The 26,139-nt window shown below is 60.7% G+C and carries 27 protein-coding genes; 16 read left to right on the forward strand and 11 right to left on the reverse strand.

All coding sequences use genetic code 11. The annotated features are described in order from the left end of the window. Positions 1-13 precede the first annotated feature (13 nt). The 5 genes from trxA (at position 14) to CUR21_RS08890 (ending at position 4,553) form a co-directional block, all read left to right on the forward strand. Entirely contained in the window at positions 14-340 is a 327-nt protein-coding gene (gene trxA / locus CUR21_RS08870) for a thioredoxin (protein ID WP_100196626.1), read from the forward strand. Positions 341-437: 97 nt separating this feature from the next. After that, entirely contained in the window at positions 438-998 is a 561-nt protein-coding gene (gene hslV, locus CUR21_RS08875; RefSeq protein WP_100196627.1) for an ATP-dependent protease subunit HslV, read from the forward strand. Further along, positions 995-2,050 carry a hypothetical protein gene (locus CUR21_RS08880; RefSeq protein WP_100196628.1) on the forward strand — a complete coding sequence of 352 codons (1,056 nt, stop codon included), beginning with the start codon at positions 995-997 and terminating at the stop codon, positions 2,048-2,050. The genes hslV and CUR21_RS08880 overlap by 4 nt, the downstream gene beginning before the upstream one ends. Continuing rightward, entirely contained in the window at positions 2,047-3,342 is a 1,296-nt protein-coding gene (gene hslU, locus CUR21_RS08885) for an ATP-dependent protease ATPase subunit HslU (RefSeq protein ID WP_100196629.1), read from the forward strand. Before CUR21_RS08880 ends, hslU begins: the two co-directional genes overlap by 4 nt. 167 nt (positions 3,343-3,509) lie before the next feature. Further along, a complete protein-coding gene (locus tag CUR21_RS08890) occupies positions 3,510-4,553 on the forward strand; it encodes an alpha/beta hydrolase (protein WP_157791971.1) in 1,044 nt (347 codons plus the stop codon). A 3-nt stretch (positions 4,554-4,556) separates the two neighbouring features. Here CUR21_RS08890 and CUR21_RS08895 read toward each other — a convergent pair whose 3' ends face one another. The 3 genes from CUR21_RS08895 to CUR21_RS08905 are packed head-to-tail and all read right to left on the reverse strand — an operon-like array spanning position 4,557 to position 6,859. Next, complete coding sequence (locus CUR21_RS08895) at positions 4,557-5,156, reverse strand: Smr/MutS family protein (RefSeq protein ID WP_100196631.1); 600 nt, start codon at positions 5,154-5,156, stop codon at positions 4,557-4,559. Between the two features lie 3 nt (positions 5,157-5,159). Continuing rightward, positions 5,160-6,191 carry a murein transglycosylase A gene (locus tag CUR21_RS08900; RefSeq protein ID WP_232622732.1) on the reverse strand — a complete coding sequence of 344 codons (1,032 nt, stop codon included), beginning with the start codon at positions 6,189-6,191 and terminating at the stop codon, positions 5,160-5,162. 8 nt (positions 6,192-6,199) lie between these two features. After that, positions 6,200-6,859 carry a Tim44/TimA family putative adaptor protein gene (locus tag CUR21_RS08905; protein ID WP_100196632.1) on the reverse strand — a complete coding sequence of 220 codons (660 nt, stop codon included), beginning with the start codon at positions 6,857-6,859 and terminating at the stop codon, positions 6,200-6,202. A gap of 140 nt (positions 6,860-6,999) precedes the next feature. Here CUR21_RS08905 and CUR21_RS08910 point away from each other — a divergent pair, with 140 nt between their 5' ends. Both CUR21_RS08910 and secB read left to right on the forward strand, forming a co-directional pair. Continuing rightward, positions 7,000-7,470: an FxsA family protein gene (locus CUR21_RS08910; protein ID WP_100196633.1), complete on the forward strand. Its 471-nt coding sequence runs from the start codon at positions 7,000-7,002 to the stop codon at positions 7,468-7,470. A gap of 59 nt (positions 7,471-7,529) precedes the next feature. Then, positions 7,530-8,036, forward strand: a complete 507-nt coding sequence (gene secB / locus CUR21_RS08915; protein ID WP_100196634.1) for a protein-export chaperone SecB — start codon at positions 7,530-7,532, stop codon at positions 8,034-8,036. Positions 8,037-8,088: 52 nt separating this feature from the next. Here the strand turns inward: secB and dnaQ are convergent, their stop codons facing one another. Genes dnaQ through CUR21_RS08935 form a run of 4 tightly spaced genes read right to left on the reverse strand, consistent with a single transcriptional unit; the run spans position 8,089 to position 10,802 of the window. Then, on the reverse strand, positions 8,089-8,790 hold the full coding sequence (dnaQ, locus tag CUR21_RS08920; RefSeq protein WP_100196635.1) for a DNA polymerase III subunit epsilon: 702 nt from the start codon (positions 8,788-8,790) through the stop codon (positions 8,089-8,091). Beyond that, on the reverse strand, positions 8,783-9,373 hold the full coding sequence (gene coaE, locus CUR21_RS08925; protein ID WP_100196636.1) for a dephospho-CoA kinase: 591 nt from the start codon (positions 9,371-9,373) through the stop codon (positions 8,783-8,785). Before coaE ends, dnaQ begins: the two co-directional genes overlap by 8 nt. Continuing rightward, positions 9,370-10,212 carry a shikimate dehydrogenase gene (locus CUR21_RS08930; protein ID WP_100196637.1) on the reverse strand — a complete coding sequence of 281 codons (843 nt, stop codon included), beginning with the start codon at positions 10,210-10,212 and terminating at the stop codon, positions 9,370-9,372. The genes coaE and CUR21_RS08930 overlap by 4 nt, the downstream gene beginning before the upstream one ends. Beyond that, complete coding sequence (locus CUR21_RS08935; protein ID WP_100196638.1) at positions 10,209-10,802, reverse strand: nucleoside triphosphate pyrophosphatase; 594 nt, start codon at positions 10,800-10,802, stop codon at positions 10,209-10,211. The genes CUR21_RS08930 and CUR21_RS08935 overlap by 4 nt, the downstream gene beginning before the upstream one ends. 414 nt (positions 10,803-11,216) lie before the next feature. Between CUR21_RS08935 and hemJ the strand changes: the two genes are divergently transcribed. The 7 genes from hemJ (at position 11,217) to CUR21_RS08970 (ending at position 18,600) form a co-directional block, all read left to right on the forward strand. Further along, the gene (gene hemJ / locus CUR21_RS08940; RefSeq protein ID WP_100196639.1) at positions 11,217-11,666 is read left to right on the forward strand and encodes a protoporphyrinogen oxidase HemJ; all 450 of its coding nucleotides are present in this window, start codon (positions 11,217-11,219) and stop codon (positions 11,664-11,666) included. Between the two features lie 120 nt (positions 11,667-11,786). Continuing rightward, entirely contained in the window at positions 11,787-13,058 is a 1,272-nt protein-coding gene (gene rho / locus CUR21_RS08945) for a transcription termination factor Rho (protein ID WP_100196640.1), read from the forward strand. Positions 13,059-13,080: 22 nt separating this feature from the next. Next, complete coding sequence (mnmE, locus tag CUR21_RS08950) at positions 13,081-14,367, forward strand: tRNA uridine-5-carboxymethylaminomethyl(34) synthesis GTPase MnmE (RefSeq protein WP_100196641.1); 1,287 nt, start codon at positions 13,081-13,083, stop codon at positions 14,365-14,367. 11 nt (positions 14,368-14,378) lie between these two features. Next, entirely contained in the window at positions 14,379-16,244 is a 1,866-nt protein-coding gene (gene mnmG, locus CUR21_RS08955; protein ID WP_100196824.1) for a tRNA uridine-5-carboxymethylaminomethyl(34) synthesis enzyme MnmG, read from the forward strand. Next, a complete protein-coding gene (rsmG, locus tag CUR21_RS08960; protein WP_232622733.1) occupies positions 16,241-16,864 on the forward strand; it encodes a 16S rRNA (guanine(527)-N(7))-methyltransferase RsmG in 624 nt (207 codons plus the stop codon). The genes mnmG and rsmG overlap by 4 nt, the downstream gene beginning before the upstream one ends. Beyond that, entirely contained in the window at positions 16,857-17,669 is an 813-nt protein-coding gene (locus tag CUR21_RS08965; protein WP_100196642.1) for a ParA family protein, read from the forward strand. Before rsmG ends, CUR21_RS08965 begins: the two co-directional genes overlap by 8 nt. 16 nt (positions 17,670-17,685) lie before the next feature. Further along, positions 17,686-18,600 (forward strand): ParB/RepB/Spo0J family partition protein, encoded by a 915-nt coding sequence (locus CUR21_RS08970; RefSeq protein ID WP_100196643.1) that lies wholly within the window; start codon positions 17,686-17,688, stop codon positions 18,598-18,600. A gap of 108 nt (positions 18,601-18,708) precedes the next feature. Here CUR21_RS08970 and hemW read toward each other — a convergent pair whose 3' ends face one another. Genes hemW through rph form a run of 3 tightly spaced genes read right to left on the reverse strand, consistent with a single transcriptional unit; the run spans position 18,709 to position 21,246 of the window. Further along, positions 18,709-19,863: a radical SAM family heme chaperone HemW gene (gene hemW, locus CUR21_RS08975; protein WP_100196826.1), complete on the reverse strand. Its 1,155-nt coding sequence runs from the start codon at positions 19,861-19,863 to the stop codon at positions 18,709-18,711. Between the two features lie 55 nt (positions 19,864-19,918). Further along, entirely contained in the window at positions 19,919-20,533 is a 615-nt protein-coding gene (gene rdgB, locus CUR21_RS08980) for an RdgB/HAM1 family non-canonical purine NTP pyrophosphatase (protein WP_100196644.1), read from the reverse strand. After that, positions 20,530-21,246 (reverse strand): ribonuclease PH, encoded by a 717-nt coding sequence (gene rph, locus CUR21_RS08985; RefSeq protein ID WP_100196645.1) that lies wholly within the window; start codon positions 21,244-21,246, stop codon positions 20,530-20,532. Before rph ends, rdgB begins: the two co-directional genes overlap by 4 nt. Positions 21,247-21,359: 113 nt before the next feature. On the opposite strand from rph, the gene hrcA reads away from it, so the two are divergent. Beyond that, on the forward strand, positions 21,360-22,430 hold the full coding sequence (gene hrcA, locus CUR21_RS08990; protein ID WP_100196646.1) for a heat-inducible transcriptional repressor HrcA: 1,071 nt from the start codon (positions 21,360-21,362) through the stop codon (positions 22,428-22,430). Positions 22,431-22,463: 33 nt separating this feature from the next. Next, positions 22,464-22,997, forward strand: coding sequence for a nucleotide exchange factor GrpE (locus CUR21_RS08995; RefSeq protein WP_100196647.1), 534 nt, complete (start codon positions 22,464-22,466; stop codon positions 22,995-22,997). Between the two features lie 299 nt (positions 22,998-23,296). On the opposite strand, the gene mutS is transcribed toward CUR21_RS08995, so the two are convergent. Continuing rightward, positions 23,297-25,900, reverse strand: coding sequence for a DNA mismatch repair protein MutS (mutS, locus tag CUR21_RS09000; protein WP_100196648.1), 2,604 nt, complete (start codon positions 25,898-25,900; stop codon positions 23,297-23,299). Between the last annotated feature and the right edge of the window lie 239 nt (positions 25,901-26,139).

The following is a 26,139-nucleotide window of genomic DNA, read 5'->3' on the forward strand; positions in this document are numbered from 1 at the left end:
CAGGAGATATGACATGGGCGCTGCGACCGTTGCTGTCACCGACGCCACCTTCGACGCCGAAGTCCGCAATTCGGACATCCCCGTCGTGGTGGATTTCTGGGCCGAATGGTGCGGTCCCTGCCGCCAGATCGGCCCCGCACTGGAAGAGCTTGCCACCGAATACGCGGGCAAGGTGAAGATCGTGAAGGTCAATGTGGACGAAAACCCGGACAGCCCGGCCCAACTGGGTGTGCGCGGGATTCCGGCGCTGTTCCTCTTCAAGGACGGGCAAGTCGTCTCCAACAAGGTCGGCGCGGCCCCCAAGGCAGCCTTGGCCACTTGGATTCAATCGGCGATCTGAACCTCGCCACCAGATGGAAAAGGGCGGTCCTCCGGGGCCGCCCTTTTGTTTTGCGCCTCCGTCGCCATATAAGGAGGCAGAAGACGGAGGCTGAGTGATGGCGGAAGACAAATTTCCCGGCTGGCATGGAACAACCATTCTTGCGGTCAGACGGGGGGGCGAAGTTGTGGTGGCCGGGGACGGACAGGTTTCCCTTGGCCAAACCGTGATCAAGGGCAGTGCCCGCAAGGTGCGTCGGTTGTCTCCGGGCGGGCATGATGTGGTCTGCGGATTTGCGGGCTCCACCGCTGACGCGTTCACATTGCTGGAACGTCTTGAGAAAAAGCTTGAATCGGCCCCCGGCCAACTGGCGCGGGCCTGTGTCGATCTGGCGAAAGACTGGCGCATGGACAAATACTTGCGCAATCTCGAAGCAATGCTGATCGTCACCGACGGGCGTGAGCTTTACGTCATCACCGGCGCGGGCGATGTGCTCGAACCAGAGCATGACGTTGCCGCCATCGGATCGGGCGGCAACTTCGCGCTGGCCGCCGCGCGCGGCCTGATGGAAACCGACCTCCCCGCCGAAGATGTCGCCCGAAAAGCAATGGCCATCGCAGCCAGCATCTGCGTTTACACCAACGGAAACCTGACGGTGGAACGGATTTCGGCGGCATGATCGAACCCCAAGACCTCCGTGCCGCCGTCCAGCGCGGCCTGCTCACCGAGGCACAGGCGGCAGGACTGACGGGCATTGCCGAAGCGCGTCGGCAAGCGGTCGCGGGGGTAGAGCCGGGCGAAGAGCCTTTCGTGCTCTTCAAAGGCTTCAACGAGATCTTCATCGTCATCGGCCTGTCGATCCTCTTCGTGGGCTGGATCGGTGTGACCGCCGTTCTGGGCGCAGAGGTCTTTGGCCCCGGTGACCTCGATACCGTCTTGGTGGCCGCTGTCACCTTGTTCGGCCTCGCAGCGGTTCAACGGTATTTCACCCTGACCCGGCGGATGATCGCGCCCTCCATCGCCTTGGCCCTCATGACCGCCCTGACGGCATGGGTGCTCGGGTCTGCCGTGGCTCATCTGCTGGGCATGCAAGACCTCATGGCTTCCGCGTTTTCCTCGGCAGTCATCGCCGCCACGATGCTCTTGCATTACCGCGCCTTCCGCGTGCCCTTCGATGCGGCACTCATCGCAACGGCGGTTTTCTCCACCGTCTGGACGCTGCTGGCGGGGGGCGGCGTTCTTCCCGAAGATGGGATCAGCCTGCTTCACCTGTCGGGAAGCGGCCCATTGGCCGTGCTGTCCCTCGTCTTCGGGCTGATGACCTTCGCGCTGGCCATGCGCTTTGACATGTCAGACCCGCTGCGCGTCTCCACGCGCAACACCACGGGGTTTTGGCTGCATGTCACCGCCGCACCTGCCATCGTGAACACGACCGCCCTTTTCCTGCTGGGCCACGGGCAGGGCGGGCAACTTCTGTTGCTCCTCTTCCTCCTTGCCATCGCTGCGGTTGCGCTGGTGATTGACCGTCGGTCCTTTCTGGTCTCCGGCGCGGGCTATGCGGTCTGGCTCATCTTCACCCTTTTCGACGGATCGGCGCTGGTGATCCTTTTCCTCGGCTTCGGCCTCGTTTTCCTTGGAGCGCAATGGGATCGCTTGCGCTCTGCCTTGATGCGCGCCTTGCCAGAGTTTCCGGGCAAGGACCGTCTTCCCCCATACATGAGCACAATATGACTGACCTGACCCCCCGTGAAATCGTCTCAGAGCTTGATCGCTTCATCATCGGGCAGAACGATGCCAAACGTGCCGTCGCCGTCGCCCTGCGCAACCGCTGGCGGCGCAAACTGCTCGCCGATGATCTGCGGGATGAAGTGTATCCCAAGAACATCCTGATGATCGGGCCAACCGGCGTTGGGAAAACCGAAATCTCCCGCCGTCTGGCCAAGCTGGCCAAGGCGCCGTTCCTGAAGGTCGAGGCGACCAAATTCACCGAAGTCGGCTATGTGGGCCGCGATGTCGACAGCATCATCCGCGATCTGGTGGACGCGGCCATGATCGACACCCGAGAGCGGATGCGCGACGAGGTAAAGGCCCGCGCCCAAAGCGCGGCCGAAGATCGCGTGATCGAGGCGCTTGCGGGCAAGGACGCGCGCGAGCAAACGCGTGAGATGTTCCGGGGCAAGCTGCGCCGGGGGGAACTCGACTCGACCGTGATCGAACTCGACATCGTCGATACCTCCAGCCCGCTGCCCATGATGGGCGGCCCGGGGATGGAAATGCAGATGCAAGGCCTGCAAGACCTGTTCAAGGCCTTTGGCGGGCGCACTGTGCGCAAGAAGGTCACGGTGGCGGACAGCTATGATCTTTTGATCGGGCAAGAGGCCGACAAGCTTCTGGATGACGAGGCGGTAAAGGCCGCAGCGCTGACGGCGGTTCAAGAAAATGGCATCGTCTTTCTGGATGAAATCGACAAGATCTGCGCCCGCAGCGATGCGCGGGGCGGGGATGTCAGCCGCGAAGGCGTGCAGCGCGATCTGCTGCCGCTGATCGAAGGCACCACGGTTTCCACCAAATATGGCCCGGTCAAGACCGACCACATTCTGTTCATCGCCAGCGGCGCCTTCCACATCGCCAAGCCCTCTGACCTGTTGCCTGAATTGCAGGGTCGCCTGCCGATCCGCGTGGAACTGAAGCCGCTGACCGAAGCCGATTTCGTCCGCATCCTGACGGAAACAGAAAACGCTCTGACACGGCAATACACGGCGCTGATGGCGACAGAAGAGGTCACGGCGACATTCACGCCCGATGGCATTTCTGCCTTGGCGCGGATCGCCGCCGAGGTGAACCAATCGGTTGAAAACATCGGCGCCCGGCGTCTTTACACCATTCTGGAGCGCGTCTTTGAAGAGCTGAGCTTCTCGGCACCCGACCGCTCGGGCGAAACGGTGACAATCGACGCCGCCTTTGTCGAGGCCAATGTGGGCGCGCTGGCGCGCTCTGCCGATCTGTCGCGTTACGTTCTGTAACACAGCTCGGCAAGGAACCGTCGCCGCCCCGGATCAAGCCGCTTGACGACTGACAACGAAGCGTCAATTGGATGAGCGGTGGTTTGGGGTGGGGTCGGATCGTGCTGCGGTCAATCAAGCTGACATTGTTCCTCTGCCTCTTGGCGGCCTGCTCGCCCAGAGGGCAGATGACCTATGCCCCCGAGGCTGCCGAGATTGGCAGCGTGCGGCAGATTTTTGTCGGCACCACGCGCGGGATCGACGAAAAGGGCAATTACAGCGGCACCCGGGTGGAAGCTGTCAGCTTCGCGCGCTTTGGCGTCTCCATCCCGCCGATGCGACAGCCGGGCCAGATCAACTGGCCGCCGCGCTCCGGGAAGACCGACCCGAACACCCAATTCCTGACAACCTCGGCCGGGCGCTATCAGTCAAGCGACGATTTCCGCGCGGCCGTGGCCAAGGATCTGCGCAGCAATGGCGGCGAAGCCGTGATTTTTGTGCATGGCTTCAACAACACCTTCTCGGAAGGCGTCTATCGCATCGCGCAAATGTCGCATGATCTGGAGCTGCCCGGCACCACGCTCCACTATTCTTGGCCATCTGCGGCACAGCCCTTGGGCTATGTCTATGACCGCGACTCGGCCTTGTTTGCGCGCGACGGGCTGGAAAGGCTGCTGGTCGAGGTTGAAAAGGCCGGGGCAAAGCGGATCGTCCTCGTGGCGCATTCGATGGGCAGCGCCTTGCTGATGGAATCCTTGCGCCAGATCGCGATCCGCAATGAAAGCGATCTGCTGGATCGGATCGGCGGCGTGATCCTGATCTCCCCAGATATCGACGTGGATGTGTTCCGTGCACAGGCGTTGGCCATTCCCAAGCTGCCCGAACCCTTCATCGTGTTTTCCTCAGAACGCGACCGCATCCTGCGCTTGTCTGCCACACTGACAGGGCAATGGGACAGGCTTGGCACCCTGAACGACATCTCGCGCGTGGGGGATCTGCCAATCACCTTCCTGGATACCGCCGCCTTCAGCAGCGGCTCGGGGCACTTCAATCTGGGGGATTCACCCGCCTTGTTGCGCTTGCTGGATGGCATTCTGGCGGTGGATGCCTCGCTGGATGCAGACCGGATCAGCAGAACCGGCTTGCTTCCGGGCGCGGTGCTGACCGTGCAAAGCGCCACGCAGATCATCCTCAGCCCCGTCGTGGCAATCGGGAACGAATTGCAGCGCTAGGCCTTACCGGCCGCGCCGCAGATAGACATAATAGGCACCACCGCCGCCATGGCGCAAATGCGCCTCGGTCACTTGCAGCACGATCGGCCCCAAGGGGGGCAGGCGAAGCCATTGCGGCACCTGATGGCGCAAGGCACCGATGCGGGACGGGATCGGCCCGAAATCGGGCTTTGCTTTCCCCTTGCCGGTGATCACCAGCACCAGCCGCATTCCCTGCGCATGGGCGCGCAAGATGAAATGGGTCAGATCAGGATGGGCCTCCGCCAAGGTCAGCCCATGCAGGTCGATCCGCGCCTCTGGCATCAACTTGCCCCGGGTCATCCGGCCATAGGTCTTGGCATCCATCTGCAACCCGGCGCTCGCAAGCGATTGCGCCAAGCTCGGCGCCAGATTGTGCCCGCTGGTGCTGCGCGCCTTTTCCCCCAGCCGAAAGCGGGGCAGGGGTGCCGCGCCTTTCTCCTCGCCGGGAAAGGCGACAGGCGGGGCAGGCTCTGCTGGTGGGTGCAAGACAGACTCGGCGTTCGAATGCATCGCCCGCGCGGTGCGGGTCACCGCCTGCCAAAGGTCGAGTTCATCTGGGCGCAGACTGCGGCGGCGGGCCATGGCTTAGCCCTCCGCCACAAGCGCATAAGCGCGGTCGATGGGCAAAAGCTGGATCAGACGGCCACCATCCTTGATGCGGCCCGCTTCTTCTCCGGCCACAGCGCCTGTGCCGTAAAAGATATCCGCCCGCTGCGCGCCCTTTATCGCCCCCCCGGTATCCTGTGCGATCATCAGGCGCCGCAGCGGGTTGGCGCCCTCCTTTTCAATCCAGACCGGAGCGCCCAAGGGCACATAGGCCGGATCAATCGCCACCGTGCGCAGATCGGTGATGGGCCGACCCATCGCGCCGATCGGACCACTTTCAGGCGGAAGATCTTTCAATTCACGAAAGAACACAAAGGACGGGTTGGAATTCAACAAAGCCCGGCCCGGTTCCGGATTGGCCCGCACCCAAGCCTTGATGTCTTGCGCCGAAACATCGGCCATCGACGCCCCTCTGCGGATCAACTCCTGCCCGATGGACCGATAGGGATGCCCATTCTTGCCCGCATAGGCCACGCGCATGATGCGCCCGTCGGGCAACTTGACGCGGCCAGACCCCTGAACCTGTAGAAAATAGACCTCCACCGGATCATCCAGCCAGACCAGTTCCAGACCGCGGCCCCGCAAGGCCCCTGCCTCGATCGCCGCGCGTGGGTGAAACAGGCTCCCTTCGGAAAGCTCGGGTGGCCGGCGATACAGCGGATAGGCAAAGCGCGGCGTCCGCGCCAAGGCGCCGTTCAGCTCCGGCTCATAATAGCCCGTAAACAACGCAGGCGGGGTGCCGACGACAACCGGTCGGAACAGCAGCTCAAAAAACTGGCGCGCCTCCGCCGGATCGCCGCCAACCTCCGCCGCAAGCTTGCACAGGGGCGACCAGAGCGGGTCCGTCAACGCGGCACAGGTGCTTTGAAACACCCGCAGCGCTGCGGCATGGTCATCGTGCTCCCAGCCATCAAGTTCTTGAAACTCAAGAACCTGCGCCGAAGCAAAAGGTGCGGCCGTCAAGGCCGCACCCAGCACAAAGGCAGAGAGCGCATGGCTGACCCAACCCACCGCAGACCTTAGTCGCCAGTGGCCACAAGCTGCCAGTTGGGATCAGACGACCCCATGACACGTGCATAGGTCCAGATGTCGCGCTGGCGCTTGATTTCCTTGGCATTGCCCTCGATCACCTCACCCGCTTTGTTGCGGATGACAGAGGTCAGTTCACCAACATAACGCACCGAGATTTCGGCGCGATTTGTCTCACGGTTGAACGTCGCATTGTGCAGGGCCAATTCGCGCAACCCAACAAAGGTCGCCTCAATCGTCAGCCCTTCGGCTTCGCGGGCTTGGATCGCCTGCGCAAAGGCGGCCTCAATCTCATCGTCAAGGAAAGGGCGGATGGCATCCAGCTCGCCGCGCTCGAACGACATCAGGATCATTTCATAAGCGCCGCGCGCGCCTTGCAAGAACGTGTTCACCGAAAAGCCCGGCTCGGCCAGCTTCATCGCCGCAAGGGCCTTCGCCGCCTCGGACCCATCGGCGACGTGATCGGTGATGTCACGGTCAGGGCCGCCTTCGATCACTTCGAAATCCCGTTTGACACGCGGCCGCACATCCTCCAGCGGCACCGGCGGCTTTTCAAAGCCATCCCGCGTGCCAAGAACAGACCGCAGCTTCAGGATCAGAAAAATTGCGATCCCGGCGAGCACGAGAAGCTGGATCAGGGAAGAGTTCATTCATAACCTCGATCAAACGCCGCAATAGGCCCGGCACAATTTGGGGGGTTGGTAACTTTGACCATCGGCTCTTATGTAGGGCTGGCAGGGGGCGGTGTCTACCGCCACGCGGCCTGCATTTTCCGTTGAAGGAGGCCAAGATGCGGCTTTTCGCCCTGTTTCTGATTGTCCCGCTGATCGAGATCGCGCTTTTCATCACCGTCGGGGGCTGGCTGACCTTGTGGCCCACTCTGGGGCTCGTGCTGTTGACAGGGATCGCCGGCACCGCCCTGATGCGCTGGCAAGGGCTGAAGGTTCTGGCAGAGCTGCGGGGCGACATGGGGCAGCTGAAAAACCCGCTGTCGCCCTTGGCGCATGGGGCCTTGATCCTGCTGGCAGGATTGCTGCTTCTGACGCCCGGATTTTTCACCGATACCATCGGCTTTCTCTTGATGGTGCCCAAGCTGCGTGAAGCGGTCATTCGCTTCGTGGGCGCTCGGGTGGCGGTCCAGACCTTTGGCAGCCAACAGACGCGCTCGCACAGCCATGGCCCCACCGTGATCGACGGCGAGTTCTTTGAAGTCGAGGAAAACCCTGCGCCCAAAGGCCCTTCAGGCTGGACCCGGCATTGAGAACGGCGGGATGACCTGATAGGTAGCCACCGAAGACTGTCTCAGGGAGAACACAGACGATGGCCGAAGAGGAAATTGGCGCTGCCGCCCAGCCGCAAGCGCAGCCGCAAATCAAGATGCAGGTGCTGGCACAGTTCATCCGCGACATGTCGTTTGAAAACGCGGTGGCTCAGAAAGGCTTGAACGGCGGCGAAGTCCAGCCAGACATTCAGGTCGCTGTCAGTCTGGACGCGCGCAAGCGTCCGCAAGACCACCAGTTCGAAGTGATCCAGAAGTTCCGCGTCACCTCGAAGAACCGCGCCAACAATGAAACGCTGTTCCTGCTGGAAATCGATTACGGCGGCGTCTTTCACATCGAAGGCGTGCCGGATGAACAGATGCATCCGTTTCTGCTGATCGAATGCCCCCGGCTGTTGTTCCCGTTCATCCGCCGCATCATCAGCGATGTGACCCGCGACGGCGGCTTCCCGGCGCTGAACATCGACACCGTCGATTATCTTGCGCTCTACCGCCAAGAACTGGCGCGCCGCGCTCAGACCCAAGCGGCCCAAGGTCAGCCGAACTGATCCTGTCGCCTGTGATGTCAAAGGCCGGTCCCATCGGACCGGCCTTTTGCACTCAGCCTCGCTTCAGCCAGATGGCCTGATCGCCCAGCTTGCCCACAAAGGCCGCATGCGCCGCCATCTCCTCTTCGGTGATCCGGCTTGCAAGCGGCACCGGACGGGGGCGGGGGCGCCAATCCGCGCTGGCCTCGGCAGCGCCGGTCTGCTTGGCAGCGCCCGAAGCGGCGGCCAGCATGAAATCAGGCTGTCGGCCCCCCACCAGTTCCAGATAGACCTCGGCAAGAATTTCCGAGTCGAGCAAGGCGCCGTGCTTTTCGCGCGCCGAGTTGTCGACACCAAAACGCCGGCACAGCGCATCAAGCGAGGCTGGCGAGCCCGGAAATTTGCGACGCGCGATCATCAAGGTATCGGTGGCGCGGCTGTTGGGCAGAACCGGAAGCCCCGCGCGCTCCAACTCGAAGTTCAAGAACTTCATGTCGAAGGCCGCATTGTGAATCACAAGCTGCGCATCGCCGACAAAATCCAGAAACGCCTGCCCGATCGCCTGAAACACCGGCTTGTCGCGCAGGAATTCATCCCCCAGCCCGTGCACCTCAAAGGCTTCCTTGGGCATGGGCCGTTCCGGGTTGATGTATTGGTGATAGGTCTGTCCGGTCGGCAAATGGTTGAACAGTTCCACCGCGCCAATCTCGACGATCCGATGCCCCTCCGACGGTTCAAAACCCGTGGTTTCAGTATCAAGGACGATTTCACGCATGATGGCTCCGCAAATGTGCGATCAGGGCCTCTACATAGGCGCGTGTCTGCGCAAGCGACAGGGTTTCCACGATATGCGTGGCCCGCGCCCGCTTTTCCGCATCGGGCATCTGCCGCGCCAAGATCAAGGCGAACTGCGCCTCTGTCATCCCCGGGCGCGCCATGACACGCGCGCGCTGAACCGCCGCAGGGGCGGTGACCAGCAAGGTTGCCTCCATCTCGCCTTCGCTGCCCTTCTCGAACAGCAAGGGAATGTCGAGAACCACAAGATCTGCCGTGGCATCCGCCACAAAACCCGCGCGATCGGCAGCCACCAAAGGATGCACCACCGCTTCAAGGCGCGCCAAGGCCCCGGGTTCCGCCGCAATCCATGCGCGCAGCGCGCCACGATCAATCGCGCCTGCCAGATGCGCTGTCGGGCAGATCTCTGCCACGGCAGCAACCGCGGCGCCCCCCTTGGCATAAAGCCGGTGCACGGCCGCATCGGCATCCCAAACCGGCACTCCGGCTTCGGCAAACAGGGCGGCCGTCGTGGATTTCCCCATGCCGATCGAGCCGGTCAGGCCAAGACGAAAGGCGCTCATGACATCAGGACAGCGCGGCGTGTCTCTTCATCCACCTCTGGCCGATGGCCGAACCACCGCTCGAATCCGGGTGCGGCTTGATGAAGCAGCATCCCCAGACCGTCGACAACGGTGCATCCTTTCGCTTGGGCTTCGATCAGGAATTGCGTCATCAAAGGGGTGTAGACCAGATCTGTCACCACGGCTTCGGGGCGCAGCGCGTCAAGCGGAACGCGAAAATCCGGCTTTCCGGTCATGCCCAAAGACGTGGTGTTGACCACCGTCGCCGCGTCCTCCAGCATATTGGCCGCCTGCACCCATTCCATCACCGTAACCTTGGCGCCAAAATCCGAACGCAGCGCCTCGGCCCGTGGCCGGGTCCGGTTCGTGATCCGCACCTCTGGCACCCCCACCTCGATCAAGGCCGCCACAACGGCCCGCGCCGCACCGCCCGCGCCAAAGATCACCGCTGGCCCGGCGGCCGGGTTCCACTGCGGGGCGTTCTGCCGCAGGTTTGCGATAAAGCCCGAACCATCGGTGTTGTCGGCCTGAATCCGACCATCCTTGCGGAAGATCAGCGTATTGGCCGCCCCGATCAGGGCCGCGCGGTCGGTGATGATGACATCCGGGATCTTCAGGATCGCTTCCTTGTGCGGAATCGTCACATTTGCCCCGACAAACCCCATCTTGGGCAGCGCGTGCAGCATCGCCTGAAGGTCTGCGGGCGCAATATCCAAAGGAACATAGTGACCCCGGATGCCATAGCGCTTCAGCCAATAGGTGTGCAGGGCAGGGGAACGGCTGTGGGCGATCGGATGGCCAATCACGCCGGCAAGGGGCACACGGGGATGATCTGTCATGTCTGGATAAGACCTCTCTGACCCAAATATCCCAGAACGGGCAACAGCGGAAGACCAAGCACCGTGAAGTAATCCCCATCGACCGCAGAAAACAAGCGCGATCCCTCTTCCTCGAGCTTGTAGGCCCCCACGCTGTCGCGCACCGAAGGCCAGTTGCGCGCCAGATACGCATCAAGATAGGCGTCCGAAAACGACCGCATGGTCAGCTTCGTTTCGGCAACGACACGCCAGACAGGCCGCGCCGCTTCATAAATCACGACCGCCGACCACAGGCTGTGAACCTTGCCCCGCAAAAGGCGGAGCTGCTCGCCAGCCTCTTCAACACTGGACGGTTTTGAAAAAACTTTCCCTTTAAGATCAAGGACCTGGTCGCATCCTATCACAAGGTCTTCGGGACAGCGTTCGGCAATCTTCCGGGCTTTCAGCTCTGCAAGCGTATCCGCCATGTCGCGCGGCTTTGCCGCCTCGGCTTCCAGACTTTGCCGGATCGACTCTTCATCGATCCGCGCTGGCTGCACGACGACGCTGACCCCGGCAGAGATGAGAAGATGGTGTCGTATCGCAGAGGTGGAGGCGAGAATAAGGCGCATGGCAGCGGGGACAGCTCTGTGGATATCTGTGCTTTGTTCTTGTGGCGGAGATTGTGCGCAGGACGCGATATGACGCAAAGGAGCGGCAGGGCAGGGCAGTTGTCAAGCGTGAGTCAAAAGATATCCCACTGTGCACGCCGGAATGCGACGGCTGTGGGAAAGCCGCAAAGCCCCTGTCGCAGTGTCGCGGCGTGGATGTTTTCTCCACCAAAGTCCACAAAGCTAACATTATGAATTTCAATAGAATTTAAAAAGTTTTCCACAGAAAAGGTGACTTATCCACCGACTTATCCCAGAAAGCCCGTCTGTGGAAAATCAGTTGGAAAAACGCTGAAATTCTGTTTTCCACAGGCCCTACATCTACATTCCTTTTCTCTCTTTATTTTAATAAAGAAGATGAGATCGTGAGGTGAGATGACCGAAGTTCTGACAAACTGGTATTTTTGGGTGAAGTCCTTGCACGTCATCTCGGTGATCGCGTGGATGGCGGGGCTGTTCTATCTGCCCAGATTGTTCGTTTACCATGTCGAGGCGGTCGCCCAAGGCAGCGACACGGACCGCTTGTTCCAGACGATGGAGCGCCGTTTGCTGAAAGCGATCATGAACCCGGCGATGATCTCAACCTGGATCTTCGGGCTGAGCCTTGTGGCCACGCCCGGAATTGTGGACTGGACGATGATCTGGCCATGGGTCAAGGCCGCGTCCGTTCTGGCGATGACCTGGTTTCACATGTGGCTTGCCAAACAAAGAAAATCCTTCGCGGCGGGCAGCAATACGCTGACAGGGCGGCGATACCGCCTGATGAACGAGGTGCCGACGCTGCTATTGCTGCTGATCGTCTTCTCGGTGATCGTGAAGTTCTGATTTCTTGACTTTTTCGCGCGCGGTCTGTATCGCGCCAGACAAGGGCCGTCCGGTCTTTGTTTTTCCCTTCGATGTGGTGTCGCTGTTTGTCTGCGTGACAAGCTGCAAAAGGACTATTCCATGACTGTAGAGCGCTTGAACCTTGCCGATTTGAAGGCAAAGACACCTGCTGATCTTCTCGCGATGGCGGAAGAGTGGGAAATCGAGAATGCGCCCAGCATGCGCAAGGGCGAGATGATGTTCCAGATTCTCAAGGAACATGCCGAAGAAGGCTTCGAGATCGGCGGCGACGGCGTTCTAGAGGTTCTGCAGGATGGCTTTGGCTTCTTGCGCAGCCCCTCTGCCAACTATCTGCCGGGCCCGGATGATATCTATGTCAGCCCTGACATGATCCGCCAGTTCAGTCTGCGGACCGGCGATTCGATCGAAGGGGTGATTCAGGCCCCGCGGGAAAACGAGAAGTATTTCAGCCTGATCAAGGCCACCAAGATCAACTTCGATGATCCGGAACGCGCCAAGCACAAGGTGCACTTCGACAACCTGACGCCGCTGTATCCGGATGAACGGTTGCGGATGGAAGTGGATGACCCCACCGTCAAGGATCGTTCGGCCCGCATCATTGATCTGGTCTGTCCGATCGGCAAAGGCCAACGCGCGCTGATCGTGGCGCCTCCGCGCACGGGTAAGACGGTCTTGCTTCAGAACATCGCGCATTCGGTGGCCACAAATCATCCGGAATGCTACCTGATCGTGCTTCTGATCGACGAGCGGCCGGAAGAAGTGACCGATATGCAGCGCAGCGTGAAAGGGGAGGTGGTTTCCTCCACCTTTGATGAACCTGCCACACGCCACGTGGCTGTTGCCGAAATGGTCATCGAGAAAGCGAAGCGGCTTGTGGAACACAAGCGGGACGTTGTGATCTTGCTTGATTCGATCACCCGTCTGGGGCGGGCCTTCAACACGGTGGTGCCGTCTTCGGGCAAAGTGCTGACCGGCGGGGTGGATGCCAATGCCTTGCAGCGTCCGAAGCGGTTTTTCGGCGCCGCGCGCAATATCGAGGAGGGGGGCTCGCTCACCATCATCGCGACGGCGCTGATCGATACGGGAAGCCGCATGGATGAGGTGATCTTTGAAGAATTCAAAGGCACCGGCAACAGCGAGATCGTTCTGGACCGGAAGGTTGCAGACAAGCGGGTTTTCCCTGCCATCGACATTCTGAAATCTGGCACGCGCAAGGAAGATCTTCTGGTCGAGAAGACCGATTTGCAAAAGACCTATGTCCTGCGTCGAATCCTCAACCCGATGGGAACCACGGATGCGGTGGAATTCCTGATCTCGAAATTGAAGCAGACCAAGTCGAACGCCGAATTCTTCGATTCGATGAATACGTAACGCGCAAAGCAGAGCATCACAGATGGCGGACACAATCTTCGCGCTGGCAACAGCTCGCGGCAAGGCTGGTGTTGCCGTCATCCGGGTTTCCGGCCCAAAGGCTTTGGAGGCCGCCTCGGCTTTGGGTGTGCAAGGGCTGACGCCCCGGCGCGCCAGCCTGCGGGATCTGGTCTTTGAAGGGGACGCGATCGATTCGGGGATCGTGATTTATTTCGAGCCGGGTCGCAGCTTTACGGGCGAAAAAGTTGTTGAATTTCAAATACATGGCGGCGAATCGGTGGTTTCTGCGCTTCTTTGGTCGCTGGAGAGGGTGCCCGGCCTGAGACTTGCCGAGGCAGGCGAATTCACGCGCCGCGCCTTGGAAAATGGCATGATGGATTTGACGCAGGTCGAGGCGCTTGCCGATTTGATCGATTCAGAGACCGAAGCGCAGAGGCGGCAGGCTCAGGCTGTGCTCAAGGGTGCGATTGGTCAGAAAGCTGCCGCTTGGCGCAAGGATCTGATCCGTGCGGCGGCGCTGATCGAAGCCTCTCTCGATTTTTCAGAAGAAGATGTTCCGGAAAATGTTGTTCCGGAAGTTCTTGCGCTTGTATCCGGGCTTCGTGACGCATTTCGTTTGGAACTGACGAAAAGCGAGGGCACCGAACGGGTGCGCGCCGGATTCGAGGTTGCGATCATCGGCGCGCCGAATGCCGGAAAATCCAGTCTTCTCAATGCGCTGGTTGGTCGAGAGGCCGCGATTACGTCATCGATTGCTGGAACCACGCGGGACATCATTGAAGTCCGCATGGAGATCGAGGGCTTGGCCGTTACCCTGCTTGATACCGCCGGGCTCCGGGAGACAGAGGACGAGATTGAAAAGATCGGCGTTGACCGCGCAAAGCAGCGCGCCGAAGCGGCCGATCTCAGAGTTCTGGTTTTGGCTCCCGAAGATTTGACCGATGTTCCTTATTGGACAGAGCAGGACATTGTCGTTCGGAGTAAGGCAGACCTTGTCCCGCAAGAGGGTGCGATTTCGGCCAAAACAGGCCAGGGTTTGGATGATCTGGTCAAAACCATTGGCCTGCGCTTAAAGGACAGGGTATCAGGCTCAGGGATTCTGATCCGTGAACGCCACCGCGCCGCTTTGAAGACAGCGTTCGAATCCATGGAGTCCGCCAGAAGTTCGTTGTATGGTGAAGCTCCGCCTTTGGAACTGGTGGCAGCGGACATCCGGATGGCTGCGCATGCGCTCGACCTGTTGGTGGGGAAAATCGGAGTTGAAACGCTGCTTGATGAGATCTTCAGCAGCTTCTGCATCGGAAAGTAGGATTGTTTCACGTGAAACATTTTGATGTCATTGTGATCGGTGGGGGACATGCGGGAACAGAGGCGGCTTTCGCGGCTGCCCGTACAGGCGCGTCCGTAGGCTTGGTGACCCAGAAACTCAGCTCCATCGGGATGATGTCCTGCAACCCCGCCATCGGAGGCTTGGGAAAAGGCCATCTTGTACGCGAGATTGATGCCTTCGACGGGCTGATGGGACGGGCCGCAGATGCGGCTGGCATTCAATTTCGGCTTTTGAACAAAAGAAAAGGGCCTGCCGTGCAAGGCCCTCGCGCACAGATTGATCGAAAACTGTACCGTCAGTTTGTGCAATCAGAGCTTCGTCTCACCAAAGGCCTGACGCTCATCGAAGGCGAGGTGGTGGACCTTCTGGTGGAATCCGCGCAGGTCACAGGCGTTTTGTTGGGGAACGGCGAACGCGTCGCCGCGCCCGCCGTGGTTTTGACGGCGGGAACTTTCCTGAATGGTCTGATTCACATCGGCCAAGACCGTCATTCTGGCGGGCGGATGGGCGATGATGCGTCTCTTCGGCTTGGAGACCGTCTGAACGATCTTGGCTTGAAACGCGGCCGTTTGAAAACTGGGACGCCTCCACGCCTTGATGGAAAGACCATCGACTGGTCCATGCTTGAGATGCAGGCCGGTGACGAAGTTCCGACGATGTTCTCTTTTCTCAATACCCGGCCCGTGGCGCGGCAGATTTCCTGCGGCATCACCCGCACAAATGAGAAAACGCATGAGATCATCCGGGCCAACTTGTCAAAATCTGCCATGTATGGCGGCCATATCGAAGGCGTCGGGCCGCGGTACTGCCCTTCGATCGAAGACAAGGTGACGCGTTTTTCCGATAAGGATGGGCATCAAGTCTTTCTGGAGCCTGAAGGATTGGACGACGACACCATCTATCCCAATGGCATTTCGTCCTCCCTCCCGATTGACGTGCAAGAGGCCTATGTTGCCTCGATCCCAGGGCTTGAACACGCCAGAATTCTTCAACCCGCTTACGCGATCGAATACGACTATTTCGATCCACGCGCCCTGTCGCCATCGCTGGAACTTCCAGATCTGCCCGGGCTCTTCCTCGCCGGCCAAATCAATGGGACGACGGGATATGAAGAGGCGGCGGCGCAAGGGCTTTGTGCCGGATTGAACGCGGCACAACTTGCCCTTCAAAAGCCCAGTGTCACCTTCCATCGCTCTGACAGTTACATCGGCGTTCTGATTGATGATCTGCGCACAATGGGGGTGACAGAGCCTTATCGCATGTTCACCTCTCGGGCTGAATTCCGGCTTTCGTTGCGGGCGGATAATGCGGATCAGCGTCTTACGGCGCGCGCCATTGATCTTGGTATGGTCAGCGAAGAACGCGTTGGCGCCTTTACCCAAAAACTCGATCGTCTTGAAAAAGCAAAAGCCGCGTTGGATAGCCTGAGTTTCACCCCGAGGGAACTTTTGGCCTTTGGTCTCCAGGTCAGCGCTGACGGCACCCGCCGGTCCGCGCTTGAAGTGTTGGGCGCCTATCCGATGTCGCCGGAAGAGCAAACCCGGTTGGTCCCCATGCTTGATGATCTTTCGCCCGAAACACGAGAGCAATTGATCCGTGACGCGATGTATGGGCGTTATCTCACTCGGCAGTCAGAACAGATTTCACAACTCAAAAGGGAAGAGGCGACCGAAATCCCGCATGATTTTGCCTATGCCTCCATGTCTGGCTTGTCTGGGGAGCTGAAGTCAAAGCTGACTGTGCGCCGTCCGGCATCTTTGGCAGAAGCCGCCAAGATCGAAGGAATGACACCTGCAGCATTGGCGTTGATCCTCGCCAACTTGCGCAAACACACCGCGTCACGGGCCGCTGTATGATGTCATCGGTGGAAAGATCTTTCGCAGGAAATGTTTCACGTGAAACAATGGAACGTTACAACCTCCTCGAAAGTCTCGTCAAAAAATGGAACCCGGCCATAAACCTGGTTTCCAAGGAAAGCGTCGCTCACCTCTATGACCGTCACATCCAAGATTCTGCCCAGCTATTTTACCTTGCCAATTGCACCTCAGGGCTATGGTGTGATCTGGGCAGCGGTGGCGGATTCCCCGGACTCGTCATCGCAATCCTCATGAAAGGGGAGGGTGTTGCCGCCAACCTGACGCTTGTCGAATCCGATGCGCGCAAATGTGCATTTCTCCGAGAAGCAGCGCGTCAACTCGACCTTGATGTCGCGGTTTCGAACCACAGGATCGAGGAATTGCCGCCCTCTCACGCAGACTATCTTTCTGCAAGGGCACTCTCGTCCCTCACAAACCTGTGCGCCTTCGCAGATCGCCACCTTGCTGCCAACGGCACCGCATTTTTTCCGAAAGGAGAGCGCTTTGCCGCCGAGGTTGAAGAGGCGAAACGGCTCTGGACCTTCGATCTTCGTGTTCATCCCAGCATCACTCATCCCGCCGCCGCGATCCTTGAACTGAAGAATATTCGCCATGTCTGATGTCGCCTCACGCACCGCGCCTCGTGTCATCGCCATCGCCAATCAGAAAGGGGGCGTGGGCAAAACCACGACCACGATCAACCTCGCCGCTGGACTTGTCGAGTTTGGCTATAAAGTCCTGGTCATCGACATTGATCCTCAGGGAAATGCGTCGACAGGCCTCGGCATCTCCGCCGAGAACCGGCACCGCACCAGTTACGATCTGCTGCTCGAACAGGCCAAGCTGGTGGATCTCATTCAAAGTGGCTCGGTGCCGGGCATTTTCGTATGCCCCGCCAATGCAGATCTCGCCTCCGCCGATATCGACCTCGTGGCCAGCGAAAAGCGCTCTTTTCTGCTGTCGGATGCCATCCGAGACGCCGCCTTCTTGTCGGAAGCCTTCGATTTCGTGCTGATCGATTGCCCGCCGTCCTTGTCGCTCCTGACCGTCAATGCGCTGGTGGCCGCGGAATCCGTCTTGATTCCCTTGCAAAGTGAGTTCTTCGCGCTCGAAGGCCTCTCGCAACTGATGCTGACAATCCGAGACATCCGAAAATCCGCCAACCCTCGCCTGCGCATCGAAGGGGTTTTGGTTACGATGACAGACAGCAGGAACAGGCTGTCCCAACAGGTTGAGGCGGACGCAAGGGCAAATCTGGGCGATATGGTCTTTGCAACCACGATTCCCCGCAATGTCAGGGTCTCCGAGGCACCCTCCTACGCGCTGCCTGTGCTCCAATATGATCCGACATCAAAAGGGGCCGAGGCCTATCGCCGCCTGTCACTCGAGATCATTTCGCGCCGGCCCAACGGGCGCGCCGCCTGAAGAAGAAAGAGCAGTTATGGACAAAAAAGCAGACCGCAAAGGGCTAGGGCGCGGCCTCTCCGCATTGATGGCGGATGTGAATTTGCTGAAAGGCGATGTCGAGCCCCGTGAGGGCACAGCGCCAATCCCCGACACAACGCTGCCGATCGAGCTTGTCTTCCCCAACCCAAATCAGCCGCGCAGAGATTTCGACCCCGAGCTCTTGGAAGAACTCGCCGCGTCGATCCGAAGCCGAGGCATCATCCAGCCGTTGGTCGTGCGGGCCATCAAGGGCCGTGAGGCTTACGAAATTGTCGCGGGCGAGCGGCGGTGGCGCGCCGCGCAGATGGCGCAACTCCACACGGTTCCGGTGGTCATCCGCGACTTTTCGGATGATGAGGTCCTCGAAATCGCGATCATCGAGAACATTCAGCGCGCCGATCTCAACGCGGTGGAAGAAGCGCTCAGCTTCCGGCAGCTGATGGAAAGCTATGGGCATACGCAGGAAAAACTCGCGGAAGCCCTGTCAAAAAGCCGCTCTCACATCGCGAACACGATGCGTCTGCTCACCTTGCCAGATGATGTTCTGAACATGATCCGGGCCGGCAAGCTGACCGCCGGCCACGCCCGTGCCCTGATCGGCACACCCGAACCCGCTGCCTTGGCGGCCAAGGTTGTGGGCGGCGGCCTCTCGGTCAGGGAAACGGAAAAACTCGTCAAAAGCGCCCTGTCGCAGCCCGCAAAGCGCGCGCAGAAATCCGGTCGCTCCGAAAAAGACGCCGATACCCGCGCGATAGAGGCCGATATCAGTGCGAATTTGCGCATGACCGTGACCATCGATCACGACTCTGCGGGGGAAGGCGGAACCCTTCGCATCCGCTACGCCAATCTGGATGAGCTGGATATGCTCTGCCAAGTCCTCTCTGTCATTCCCCGCGATTTTGCGAAGTAAACAGCCCCCAAGAAGATGTTCACCGCTCAGATCCGGTGAACATCTCGTTCTCATCAGAGACCAGAAAAGCCCAAAAGCGCGCTCAGTCCACGCGAAAGGGCAGGGGCCTCACGCGATCAAAAGCTGTTTGATCACCCAATTCAGCACCAACCGCCCCGCAGGTGTCGCGCAAATCCTGCCCTCGGCCACGGAGATCAGCCCCAAACCGCGCAATTCCTCGATCGCGGATGCCGAGACTGCACTTCCCCCGATGCTCTCATACTCGGCCAGCTCGACACCCTCCGTCACCCGCAGACCCATCATCATGAATTCCTGCGCATGCTCTTCGGCACTCAGCTGCACATGGTCTCCCTCGATCACCTCACCCGCCCGCGAAAGCCAGGCTGTGGGCGCCGCCGGGCGCTGCGTGGCATAGCGCGCGCCTGCCTTGGTGGTGATCCGTCCATGCGCCCCGGGGCCGACCCCGACGTAATCCCCCCCGTTCCAGTAAATTAGATTGTGCCGAGATTCATGCTCCGGCCGCGCATGGTTCGAGACTTCATAGGCCGCATAGCCTTCTGCCGCGCAAAGATCCTGCGTGATCTGATACATATCGGCCGCCAGATCTTCGACCGGCAGCCCCTTCAGCTGGCCCTTGTCGAACCGCGCGGCAAACACAGTGCCGGGCTCGATCGTCAGCTGATACAGCGACAGATGGCCATTCGCCATCTGCAACGCCTGTTGCAACTCCGCCTCCCATGCCCGCAGGCTCTGATCCTGCCGCGCATAGATCAGGTCGAAACTGGTCCGGTCAAACACGGCCTGAGCGGTGGCAATCGCCCGCTGGCCTTCGTCGGCACTGTGCATGCGCCCCAAGCGCCGCAGGTCATTGTCGTTCAGGGCCTGAATGCCGACAGAGACCCGATTAACCCCGGCGATGCGGAAATCCCTGAACCGCTCAATCTCAACCGAGGTCGGATTGGCTTCCAAGGTGATCTCGATATCATTCGCGGGCGTCCACAAACGGGTCGCTTCATCAATGATGGCGGCCACCGTCGCCGGAGGCATCAAGGACGGCGTCCCCCCGCCAAAGAAGATGCTGCTCAGGTTGCGGTCCGGCGCTTCGCGCGCATAGCGCCGCAACTCCGTCAGATAGGCCAAACGCCATGCATCCTGATCAACCGATGCCGAAACATGGCTGTTGAAATCGCAGTAGGGGCACTTGGACTGGCAAAAAGGCCAATGCACATACAGACCGAACCCGGCCTTTTGCCATCTTTCCATCATGAGCTCGCCTTCTCAGCGTTAAAGACGCACCGGGCGCAAAAGCGCCCGACGGTCAGGAAAAGCAGTGCTTTACGAATTTTTCAAAGGCGTCCGCCCGGTGACTGATCTTGCCCTTTTCCGCAAGGCTCATCTCGGCAAAGGTCACATCATAGCCATCGGGTTGGAACATCGGGTCATATCCATGTCCCTCGGCCCCCCGCATCGGCCAGACCAGCCGTCCGCCAACCGCGCCTTCGAAAATCTCCTCGCGCCCATCCGGCCAGGCAAGAACCAGCGTGCAGCGAAACTGCGCTTTGCGGGGCTCCGCCGCCTGCGCCGCCTCGCAGGCCTCCCACGTGCGCGTCATCGCCAAGGTAAAATCGCGTCCTTGCGGCGTTTCTGCCCAATCTGCCGTGTAAACACCCGGCGCGCCGTTCAGCGCATCCACGCAGATCCCGGAATCATCCGCCAAGGCGGGCAGCCCGCTGGCCTGTGCCGCCGCATGCGCCTTGATCCGCGCATTTCCCACAAAACTATCCTCGGTTTCCGCCGGCTCAGGCAGGCCCAGTGCCGCAGCCGAGATCACCTCAACCCCATAGGGCTGAAGAAGCGCCGCAATCTCCTCCAGTTTTCCCTTGTTGTGGGTTGCAATCAACAACCGCGTGCCAAGATCGGCCCGGGCGGTCATCGTGCCACCGCCGCGCGCTGCGCTTCAACCAACGCGGCAGAGCCTTGGTCGGCAAGGTCCAGCAACTGCATCATCTCCTCACGTGAAAATGACGCGCCTTCCGCCGACATCTGCACTTCGATCAGGCGGCCCCGCCCGGTCATGACAAAGTTGCCATCCGTCCCGGCCGCCGAATCCTCTGGATAATCAAGATCCAAAACCGGCTGACCCGCATAGATGCCGCAAGACACGGCGGCCACATGGTCAATGATCGGGTCACTCACGATGGCGCCGGTGCTCAGCAATTTGTTCACGGCCAAACGCAAAGCCACCCACCCGCCGGTGATCGAGGCACAGCGCGTGCCGCCATCGGCCTGCAAAACATCACAATCCACCACGATCTGCCGCTCACCCAAGGCGCTGCGATCCACGCCGGCGCGCAAAGACCTTCCGATAAGCCGTTGAATTTCTTGCGTTCTTCCGCTCTGCTTGCCCAAAGCGGCTTCCCGCCGCGTGCGGCTGTTGGTGGCGCGGGGCAACATGCCATATTCGGCCGTCACCCATCCCAGCCCCGTGTTCTTCAGGAAAGACGGCGCCTTGTCCTCGATCGTCGCCGAGCACAGCACATGCGTATCCCCAACCTTGATCAGGCAAGAGCCTTCTGCGTGCCGCATGACGCCCGTTTCGATTGAGATAGAGCGCATTTGGTCCAGTTTCCGGCCAGAGGGACGCATGTTTTCTTCCTTTCTATGGGTCAAGGGCAGATATGCGCGTCGAACCTTGCGATGCAACCCCGATTGACCACGCCGCCCATCGGAATACTCTGGTTCCACAAGAGGAGTCACACATGACTGACGGTGCCAATCTGCTCAAGGAAATGAATGACCGCTCTCGTGAAGTGTTTCGCCGTGTCGTCGAGGGCTATCTCACGAATGGAGAGCCGGTCGGATCGCGCAGCCTGACCCGAAGCATGACCGAAAAGGTCTCGGCCGCCACCATCCGCAATGTGATGCAGGATCTGGAATATCTCGGCCTGCTGGACAGTCCGCATGTCTCGGCAGGCCGCATTCCCACCCAGCGCGGCCTGCGCATGTTTGTCGATGGGTTGCTGGAAATCGGGGCGGTCGCGCAGGAAGACCGCGAAAAGATCGACGCCACCTTCGGCGAGTCCGACCGGGATGTGGCCTCTTTGCTCGATCAGGTCGGCTCCGCGCTTTCTGGCATCACGCGCGGCGCCAGCCTTGTCCTGTCGCCGAAACGCGAAGCCCCGATCAAGCACATCGAATTCGTCAGCCTGTCCCCCGAGCGGGCCTTGGTGGTTCTGGTGTTCGGGGACGGGCATGTCGAAAACCGCCTGTTCACCCCGCCGCCCGGCCAAACGCCGTCTTCCATGCGCGAAGCCGCAAACTTCCTCAACGCTTTGGCCGAAGGCCGCACCTTGTCCGATCTGCGGCGCACCATGGCGCAAGACATCGACCGGCACCGTCAGGAAATCGACGTTCTCGCGCGCGAACTTGTCGAAAGCGGCCTCGCGATCTGGGACAGGGGTGGCACCGATGCCGCGCGTCTGATCGTCCGTGGCCGTGCGAACCTGCTGGACGGCGCAACCGAAGGGGCCGAGATCGACCGGATCAGAACCCTCTTCGATGACCTTGAACGCAAGCGTGACATCGCCGACTTCCTCGAATTGACCGAGGCAGGCGATGGTGTGCGCATTTTTATCGGCTCAGAGAACAAGCTTTTCTCACTTTCGGGTTCCTCTCTGGTGGTGTCTCCCTATATGAACGCTGATCGTAAGATCATCGGCGCCGTCGGTGTGATTGGTCCGACGCGGTTGAATTATGGCCGCATCGTTCCGATCGTCGACTATACGGCGCAGCTTGTCGGCCGGATGGTATCCGAGCGGGGCAAGGGATGATCTCCCAAAGGTTTGTGTAAGGAAGACGAAAAGATGGCACAGGACAACCCAAGCCCGGACGCGGCAGAGATCGGTGAGATCGAGGATTTTATCGAAGCCGAAGAACTCGATGCTTTGCGGGCAGAACGTGATGAGCTGCGCGATCGTTTCATGCGCGCGCTCGCCGATGCCGAAAACTCCCGCAAGCGCGCCGAGCGTGACCGTCGTGAGGCCGAGCAATATGGCAGCACCCGTCTGGCGCGCGATCTTTTGCCCGTGTTCGACAATCTGAAACGCGCGCTCGATGCCGCCACCGATGAAACCCGCACGCAGGCGGCAGCCCTCATCGAAGGTGTGGATCTGACGTTGCGCGAACTCACCAATGTGATGACGAAACACGGGGTGACGCCGATTTCCCCCGTCGCGGGCGATACCTTCGATCCGCAACTGCATCAGGCGATGTTCGAGGCACCGGTTCCCGGCACCAAGGCCGGGCAGATCATTCAGGTGATGACCGAAGGTTTCATGCTGCACGATCGTCTGCTGCGCCCGGCACAGGTCGGCGTCTCTTCCACCCCGGCAAACTGAAGGCACAGCTCCGTTGCGGCGTGCGCGGCACGGCCGAGTGCCGCCATCCGGCATGATCCGGGCAAAAAAACGCCGGACCCCACAGGGGGGTCCGGCACGCGTGCTGAAAAGGCCTTGGTCCAATCGTCCGGCGCCGCCACCGGCGGCCAATGTCATACGGGGACCCCAGATCCTCCCGCAGCAGGGCAAGGCACCCCCAAGGTCAGGGAAGCTCTCCCGGCACCCACAACAGGCTCAGGGATAAAGCCCGTTGGTGACACGCTCTTGACAGCATCATGGCGCTGGGATGGCCGCGGCCTTCAAAGCAACTGCTTCAGGTCGTAAACCAGCCGCAAAGCCTCGATCGGGGTCAGCTCATCGGGGCGAATGTCTTTCAGACGCGCCTCCACAGCCGAGTCTTTCGCAGCCGCCTTCTGCATCACGGGCGGCGGTGCGGCGCGGAACAGCGGCAGATCATCAATCAGCGCCATTTGCTTGCCACCGTCCCGGTCGCCTTTTTCCAGCGCCTCCAGCACCGCCTTGGCGCGCTCCACCACCGAAGGCGGCAGCCCGGCCAGCCGCGCCACCTGCACCCCATAGCTGCGGTCGGCGGCGCCTTTGCGCACTTCATGCAGGAAGATCACGTCGCCTTCCCATTCCTTCACCGCCACGGTGGCATTCTCCACCCCGCGCAGCTTCCCGGCCAGCGCGGTCATCTCATGGTAATGCGTCGCAAACAGTGCGCGGCAGCGGTTGCTCTCGTGCAGATGTTCCAGCGTGGCCCAGGCAATGGAAAGCCCATCATAGGTCGCGGTGCCGCGCCCGATTTCATCCAGAATCACCAAGGCGCGATCATCGGCCTGATTCAGAATGGCTGCGGTTTCCACCATCTCCACCATAAAGGTGGATCGGCCCCGCGCCAGATCATCCGCCGCACCCACCCGGCTGAAAAGCTGGCTGACAAGGCCGATATGGGCAAAGCGCGCCGGCACAAAGCTTCCGGCCTGTGCCAGCAAGGCGATCAAGGCGTTCTGCCGCAGAAAGGTGGATTTACCCGCCATATTGGGGCCGGTCAGCAGCCAGATCGCAGGCGTCGTCGCCTCTGTCAGGCTGCAATCATTGGCGACAAAAGGCCCTGCACCTTGGCGCTTCAGCGCACGCTCCACCACAGGATGCCGTCCTCCGCGGATCACAAAGGCATGGCTCTTGTCCACCACGGGCTCCACCCAATCCTCCGCGGCGGCCAGATCGGCAAGCCCCGCCGCAAGGTCGATCTCGGCCAAGGCGCGGGCGGTGGCGCCAATCGGCCCGGACCTGTCCAGAATCGCCTGTTTCAGGCTGTCGAAATGCCGCCGCTCCAGCTCCAGCGCATGGTTGCCCGCGTTCAGAATGCGGGTTTCAATCTCATTCAGCGCCACCGTGGTAAAGCGCACCTGTCCCGCCGTGGTCTGCCGATGGATGAACAGCTCTGGCTTCGCCCGCATCGCCGCTTCATGGGTCGAGGTCACTTCGATGAAATAGCCCAGCACATTGTTGTGCTTGATCTTCAGCCCGGCCACACCCGACGCCGCCGCATAATCGGCCTGCATCTTCCCGATGACCGACCGCCCTTCATCGCGCAGGGCGCGGGTCTCATCCAGCTCCGGGTCAAAGCCGCTTGCGATGAACCCGCCGTCCCGCGCCAAAAGCGGCGGTTCCGCCACCAGCGCCGCCTCCAGCAGCCGGGTCAAATCCGCGTGCCCTTGCAAGGCCTCTGCCGCCTCGCCAAGAACGGCAGGGGCATGGTCCAGCAACGGATGAATCTCCAAGGCTTGTGCCAGCCCCGCGCGGATCGCCGCCAGATCGCGCGGCCCGCCCCGGTCCAAGGCCAGACGCGACAGCGCGCGGTCCATATCGGGAACCCCGCGCAACCGCGTTCTCAGCGCCTCCCGCAGGCCGCTGTCTTCCAGCAAAGACCGCACGGCCTCATGCCGTCCCCGGATGATGCCCAGATCACAGGACGGCGCCGAGATCCGCCGCTCCAGCAAACGCGCCCCCGCAGGCGTCACCGTCCGGTCGATGGCCAGCAAAAGCGATCCCTCGCGCCCCCCTGACAAGGCCTGCGTCAATTCCAGATTCCGGCGCGTCGCAAAGTCGATCTGCATCGCACCGCCCGCCGTTTCCCGCACAGGCGGCTGCAGCAGGGGAATCTTCCCCCGCTGTGTCAGATCCAGATAATCGACCAGCGCCCCCATGGCCGACACTTCGGCCCGGTCAAAGCTGCCATAGGCCTCCAAAGACCCCACCGCAAACAGCGCGCACAGACGCTTTTCCGCCGACACAGAGTCGAAACTGCCCCGGGCCAGCGGCGTCAGCGCCGCGCCAAGGTCTTCTGCGATCGGGGCCACCACCCGTTCCTGCTGATCACTGACCAAAACCTCGCGCGGGGCCAGCCGGGCCAGTTCCGGCGACAGACGGCTCACAGGGCAGGGGATCACCCGCAACTCCCCCGTCGAGATATCGACCCAAGCCAAGGCCGCCTGATCCCGCACTTCGGACCATGCGGCCAGATAATTGTGTCTGCGCGCATCCAGCAGCGCGTCCTCGGTCAAGGTTCCGGGGGTGACCAGCCGCACCACATCGCGCCGCACCACAGATTTCGAGCCACGCTTTTTCGCTTCCGCCGGGTCTTCCAGCTGCTCGGCAATCGCCACGCGAAATCCTTTGCGGATCAGCGTCAGAAGATAGCCCTCGGCGGAATGGACCGGCACCCCGCACATCGGGATCGGTTCCCCCAGATGAAAGCCGCGTTTGGTCAGCGCAATGTCCAAGGCTTCTGCGGCGGCCAAGGCATCGTCGAAGAACATCTCATAGAAGTCGCCCATGCGGTAAAACAGCAAGGCGCCGGGATTGGCTTCCCGGATCTCAAGGTATTGCGCCATCATCGGCGTCACAGTTGCGTCGTCTTGTGGCACACGTGGCCTCCCTGCTGCGCGCCGACCCTACAAAACCCGTGAGAGGGGGGAAAGACCTATCCCCCGGCAAACCGGCAGGCCCTGCGCGCAAGCCTTGGCACGCTGCAAACGGCCCCGCCCCGCGATGCTTGCCCGCGATGTTTGCCCGCGATGTTTGATTGTGTGGCGGGATTTGGCTCGTTATGACGAAACAAACCCATCAAGGAACA

The sequence above is a fragment of the Pseudorhodobacter sp. MZDSW-24AT genome (assembly GCF_002794355.1).
In the GTDB taxonomy this organism is placed as follows: Bacteria; Pseudomonadota; Alphaproteobacteria; order Rhodobacterales; family Rhodobacteraceae; genus Pseudotabrizicola.

What these genes read in the sequence shown, in the direction of transcription:
- trxA (WP_100196626.1), top strand. Translation starts at nt 14, where the DNA reads ATGGGCGCTGCGACCGTTGCTGTCACCGACGCCACCTTCGACGCCGAA.
- hslV (WP_100196627.1), top strand. Translation starts at nt 438, where the DNA reads ATGGCGGAAGACAAATTTCCCGGCTGGCATGGAACAACCATTCTTGCG.
- CUR21_RS08880 (WP_100196628.1), top strand. Translation starts at nt 995, where the DNA reads ATGATCGAACCCCAAGACCTCCGTGCCGCCGTCCAGCGCGGCCTGCTC.
- hslU (WP_100196629.1), top strand. Translation starts at nt 2,047, where the DNA reads ATGACTGACCTGACCCCCCGTGAAATCGTCTCAGAGCTTGATCGCTTC.
- CUR21_RS08890 (WP_157791971.1), top strand. Translation starts at nt 3,510, where the DNA reads ATGACCTATGCCCCCGAGGCTGCCGAGATTGGCAGCGTGCGGCAGATT.
- CUR21_RS08895 (WP_100196631.1), bottom strand. Translation starts at nt 5,156, where the DNA reads ATGGCCCGCCGCCGCAGTCTGCGCCCAGATGAACTCGACCTTTGGCAG.
- CUR21_RS08905 (WP_100196632.1), bottom strand. Translation starts at nt 6,859, where the DNA reads ATGAACTCTTCCCTGATCCAGCTTCTCGTGCTCGCCGGGATCGCAATT.
- CUR21_RS08910 (WP_100196633.1), top strand. Translation starts at nt 7,000, where the DNA reads ATGCGGCTTTTCGCCCTGTTTCTGATTGTCCCGCTGATCGAGATCGCG.
- secB (WP_100196634.1), top strand. Translation starts at nt 7,530, where the DNA reads ATGGCCGAAGAGGAAATTGGCGCTGCCGCCCAGCCGCAAGCGCAGCCG.
- dnaQ (WP_100196635.1), bottom strand. Translation starts at nt 8,790, where the DNA reads ATGCGTGAAATCGTCCTTGATACTGAAACCACGGGTTTTGAACCGTCG.
- coaE (WP_100196636.1), bottom strand. Translation starts at nt 9,373, where the DNA reads ATGAGCGCCTTTCGTCTTGGCCTGACCGGCTCGATCGGCATGGGGAAA.
- CUR21_RS08930 (WP_100196637.1), bottom strand. Translation starts at nt 10,212, where the DNA reads ATGACAGATCATCCCCGTGTGCCCCTTGCCGGCGTGATTGGCCATCCG.
- CUR21_RS08935 (WP_100196638.1), bottom strand. Translation starts at nt 10,802, where the DNA reads ATGCGCCTTATTCTCGCCTCCACCTCTGCGATACGACACCATCTTCTC.
- hemJ (WP_100196639.1), top strand. Translation starts at nt 11,217, where the DNA reads ATGACCGAAGTTCTGACAAACTGGTATTTTTGGGTGAAGTCCTTGCAC.
- rho (WP_100196640.1), top strand. Translation starts at nt 11,787, where the DNA reads ATGACTGTAGAGCGCTTGAACCTTGCCGATTTGAAGGCAAAGACACCT.
- mnmE (WP_100196641.1), top strand. Translation starts at nt 13,081, where the DNA reads ATGGCGGACACAATCTTCGCGCTGGCAACAGCTCGCGGCAAGGCTGGT.
- rsmG (WP_232622733.1), top strand. Translation starts at nt 16,241, where the DNA reads ATGATGTCATCGGTGGAAAGATCTTTCGCAGGAAATGTTTCACGTGAA.
- CUR21_RS08965 (WP_100196642.1), top strand. Translation starts at nt 16,857, where the DNA reads ATGTCTGATGTCGCCTCACGCACCGCGCCTCGTGTCATCGCCATCGCC.
- CUR21_RS08970 (WP_100196643.1), top strand. Translation starts at nt 17,686, where the DNA reads ATGGACAAAAAAGCAGACCGCAAAGGGCTAGGGCGCGGCCTCTCCGCA.
- hemW (WP_100196826.1), bottom strand. Translation starts at nt 19,863, where the DNA reads ATGGAAAGATGGCAAAAGGCCGGGTTCGGTCTGTATGTGCATTGGCCT.
- rdgB (WP_100196644.1), bottom strand. Translation starts at nt 20,533, where the DNA reads ATGACCGCCCGGGCCGATCTTGGCACGCGGTTGTTGATTGCAACCCAC.
- rph (WP_100196645.1), bottom strand. Translation starts at nt 21,246, where the DNA reads ATGCGTCCCTCTGGCCGGAAACTGGACCAAATGCGCTCTATCTCAATC.
- hrcA (WP_100196646.1), top strand. Translation starts at nt 21,360, where the DNA reads ATGACTGACGGTGCCAATCTGCTCAAGGAAATGAATGACCGCTCTCGT.
- CUR21_RS08995 (WP_100196647.1), top strand. Translation starts at nt 22,464, where the DNA reads ATGGCACAGGACAACCCAAGCCCGGACGCGGCAGAGATCGGTGAGATC.
- mutS (WP_100196648.1), bottom strand. Translation starts at nt 25,900, where the DNA reads ATGATGGCGCAATACCTTGAGATCCGGGAAGCCAATCCCGGCGCCTTG.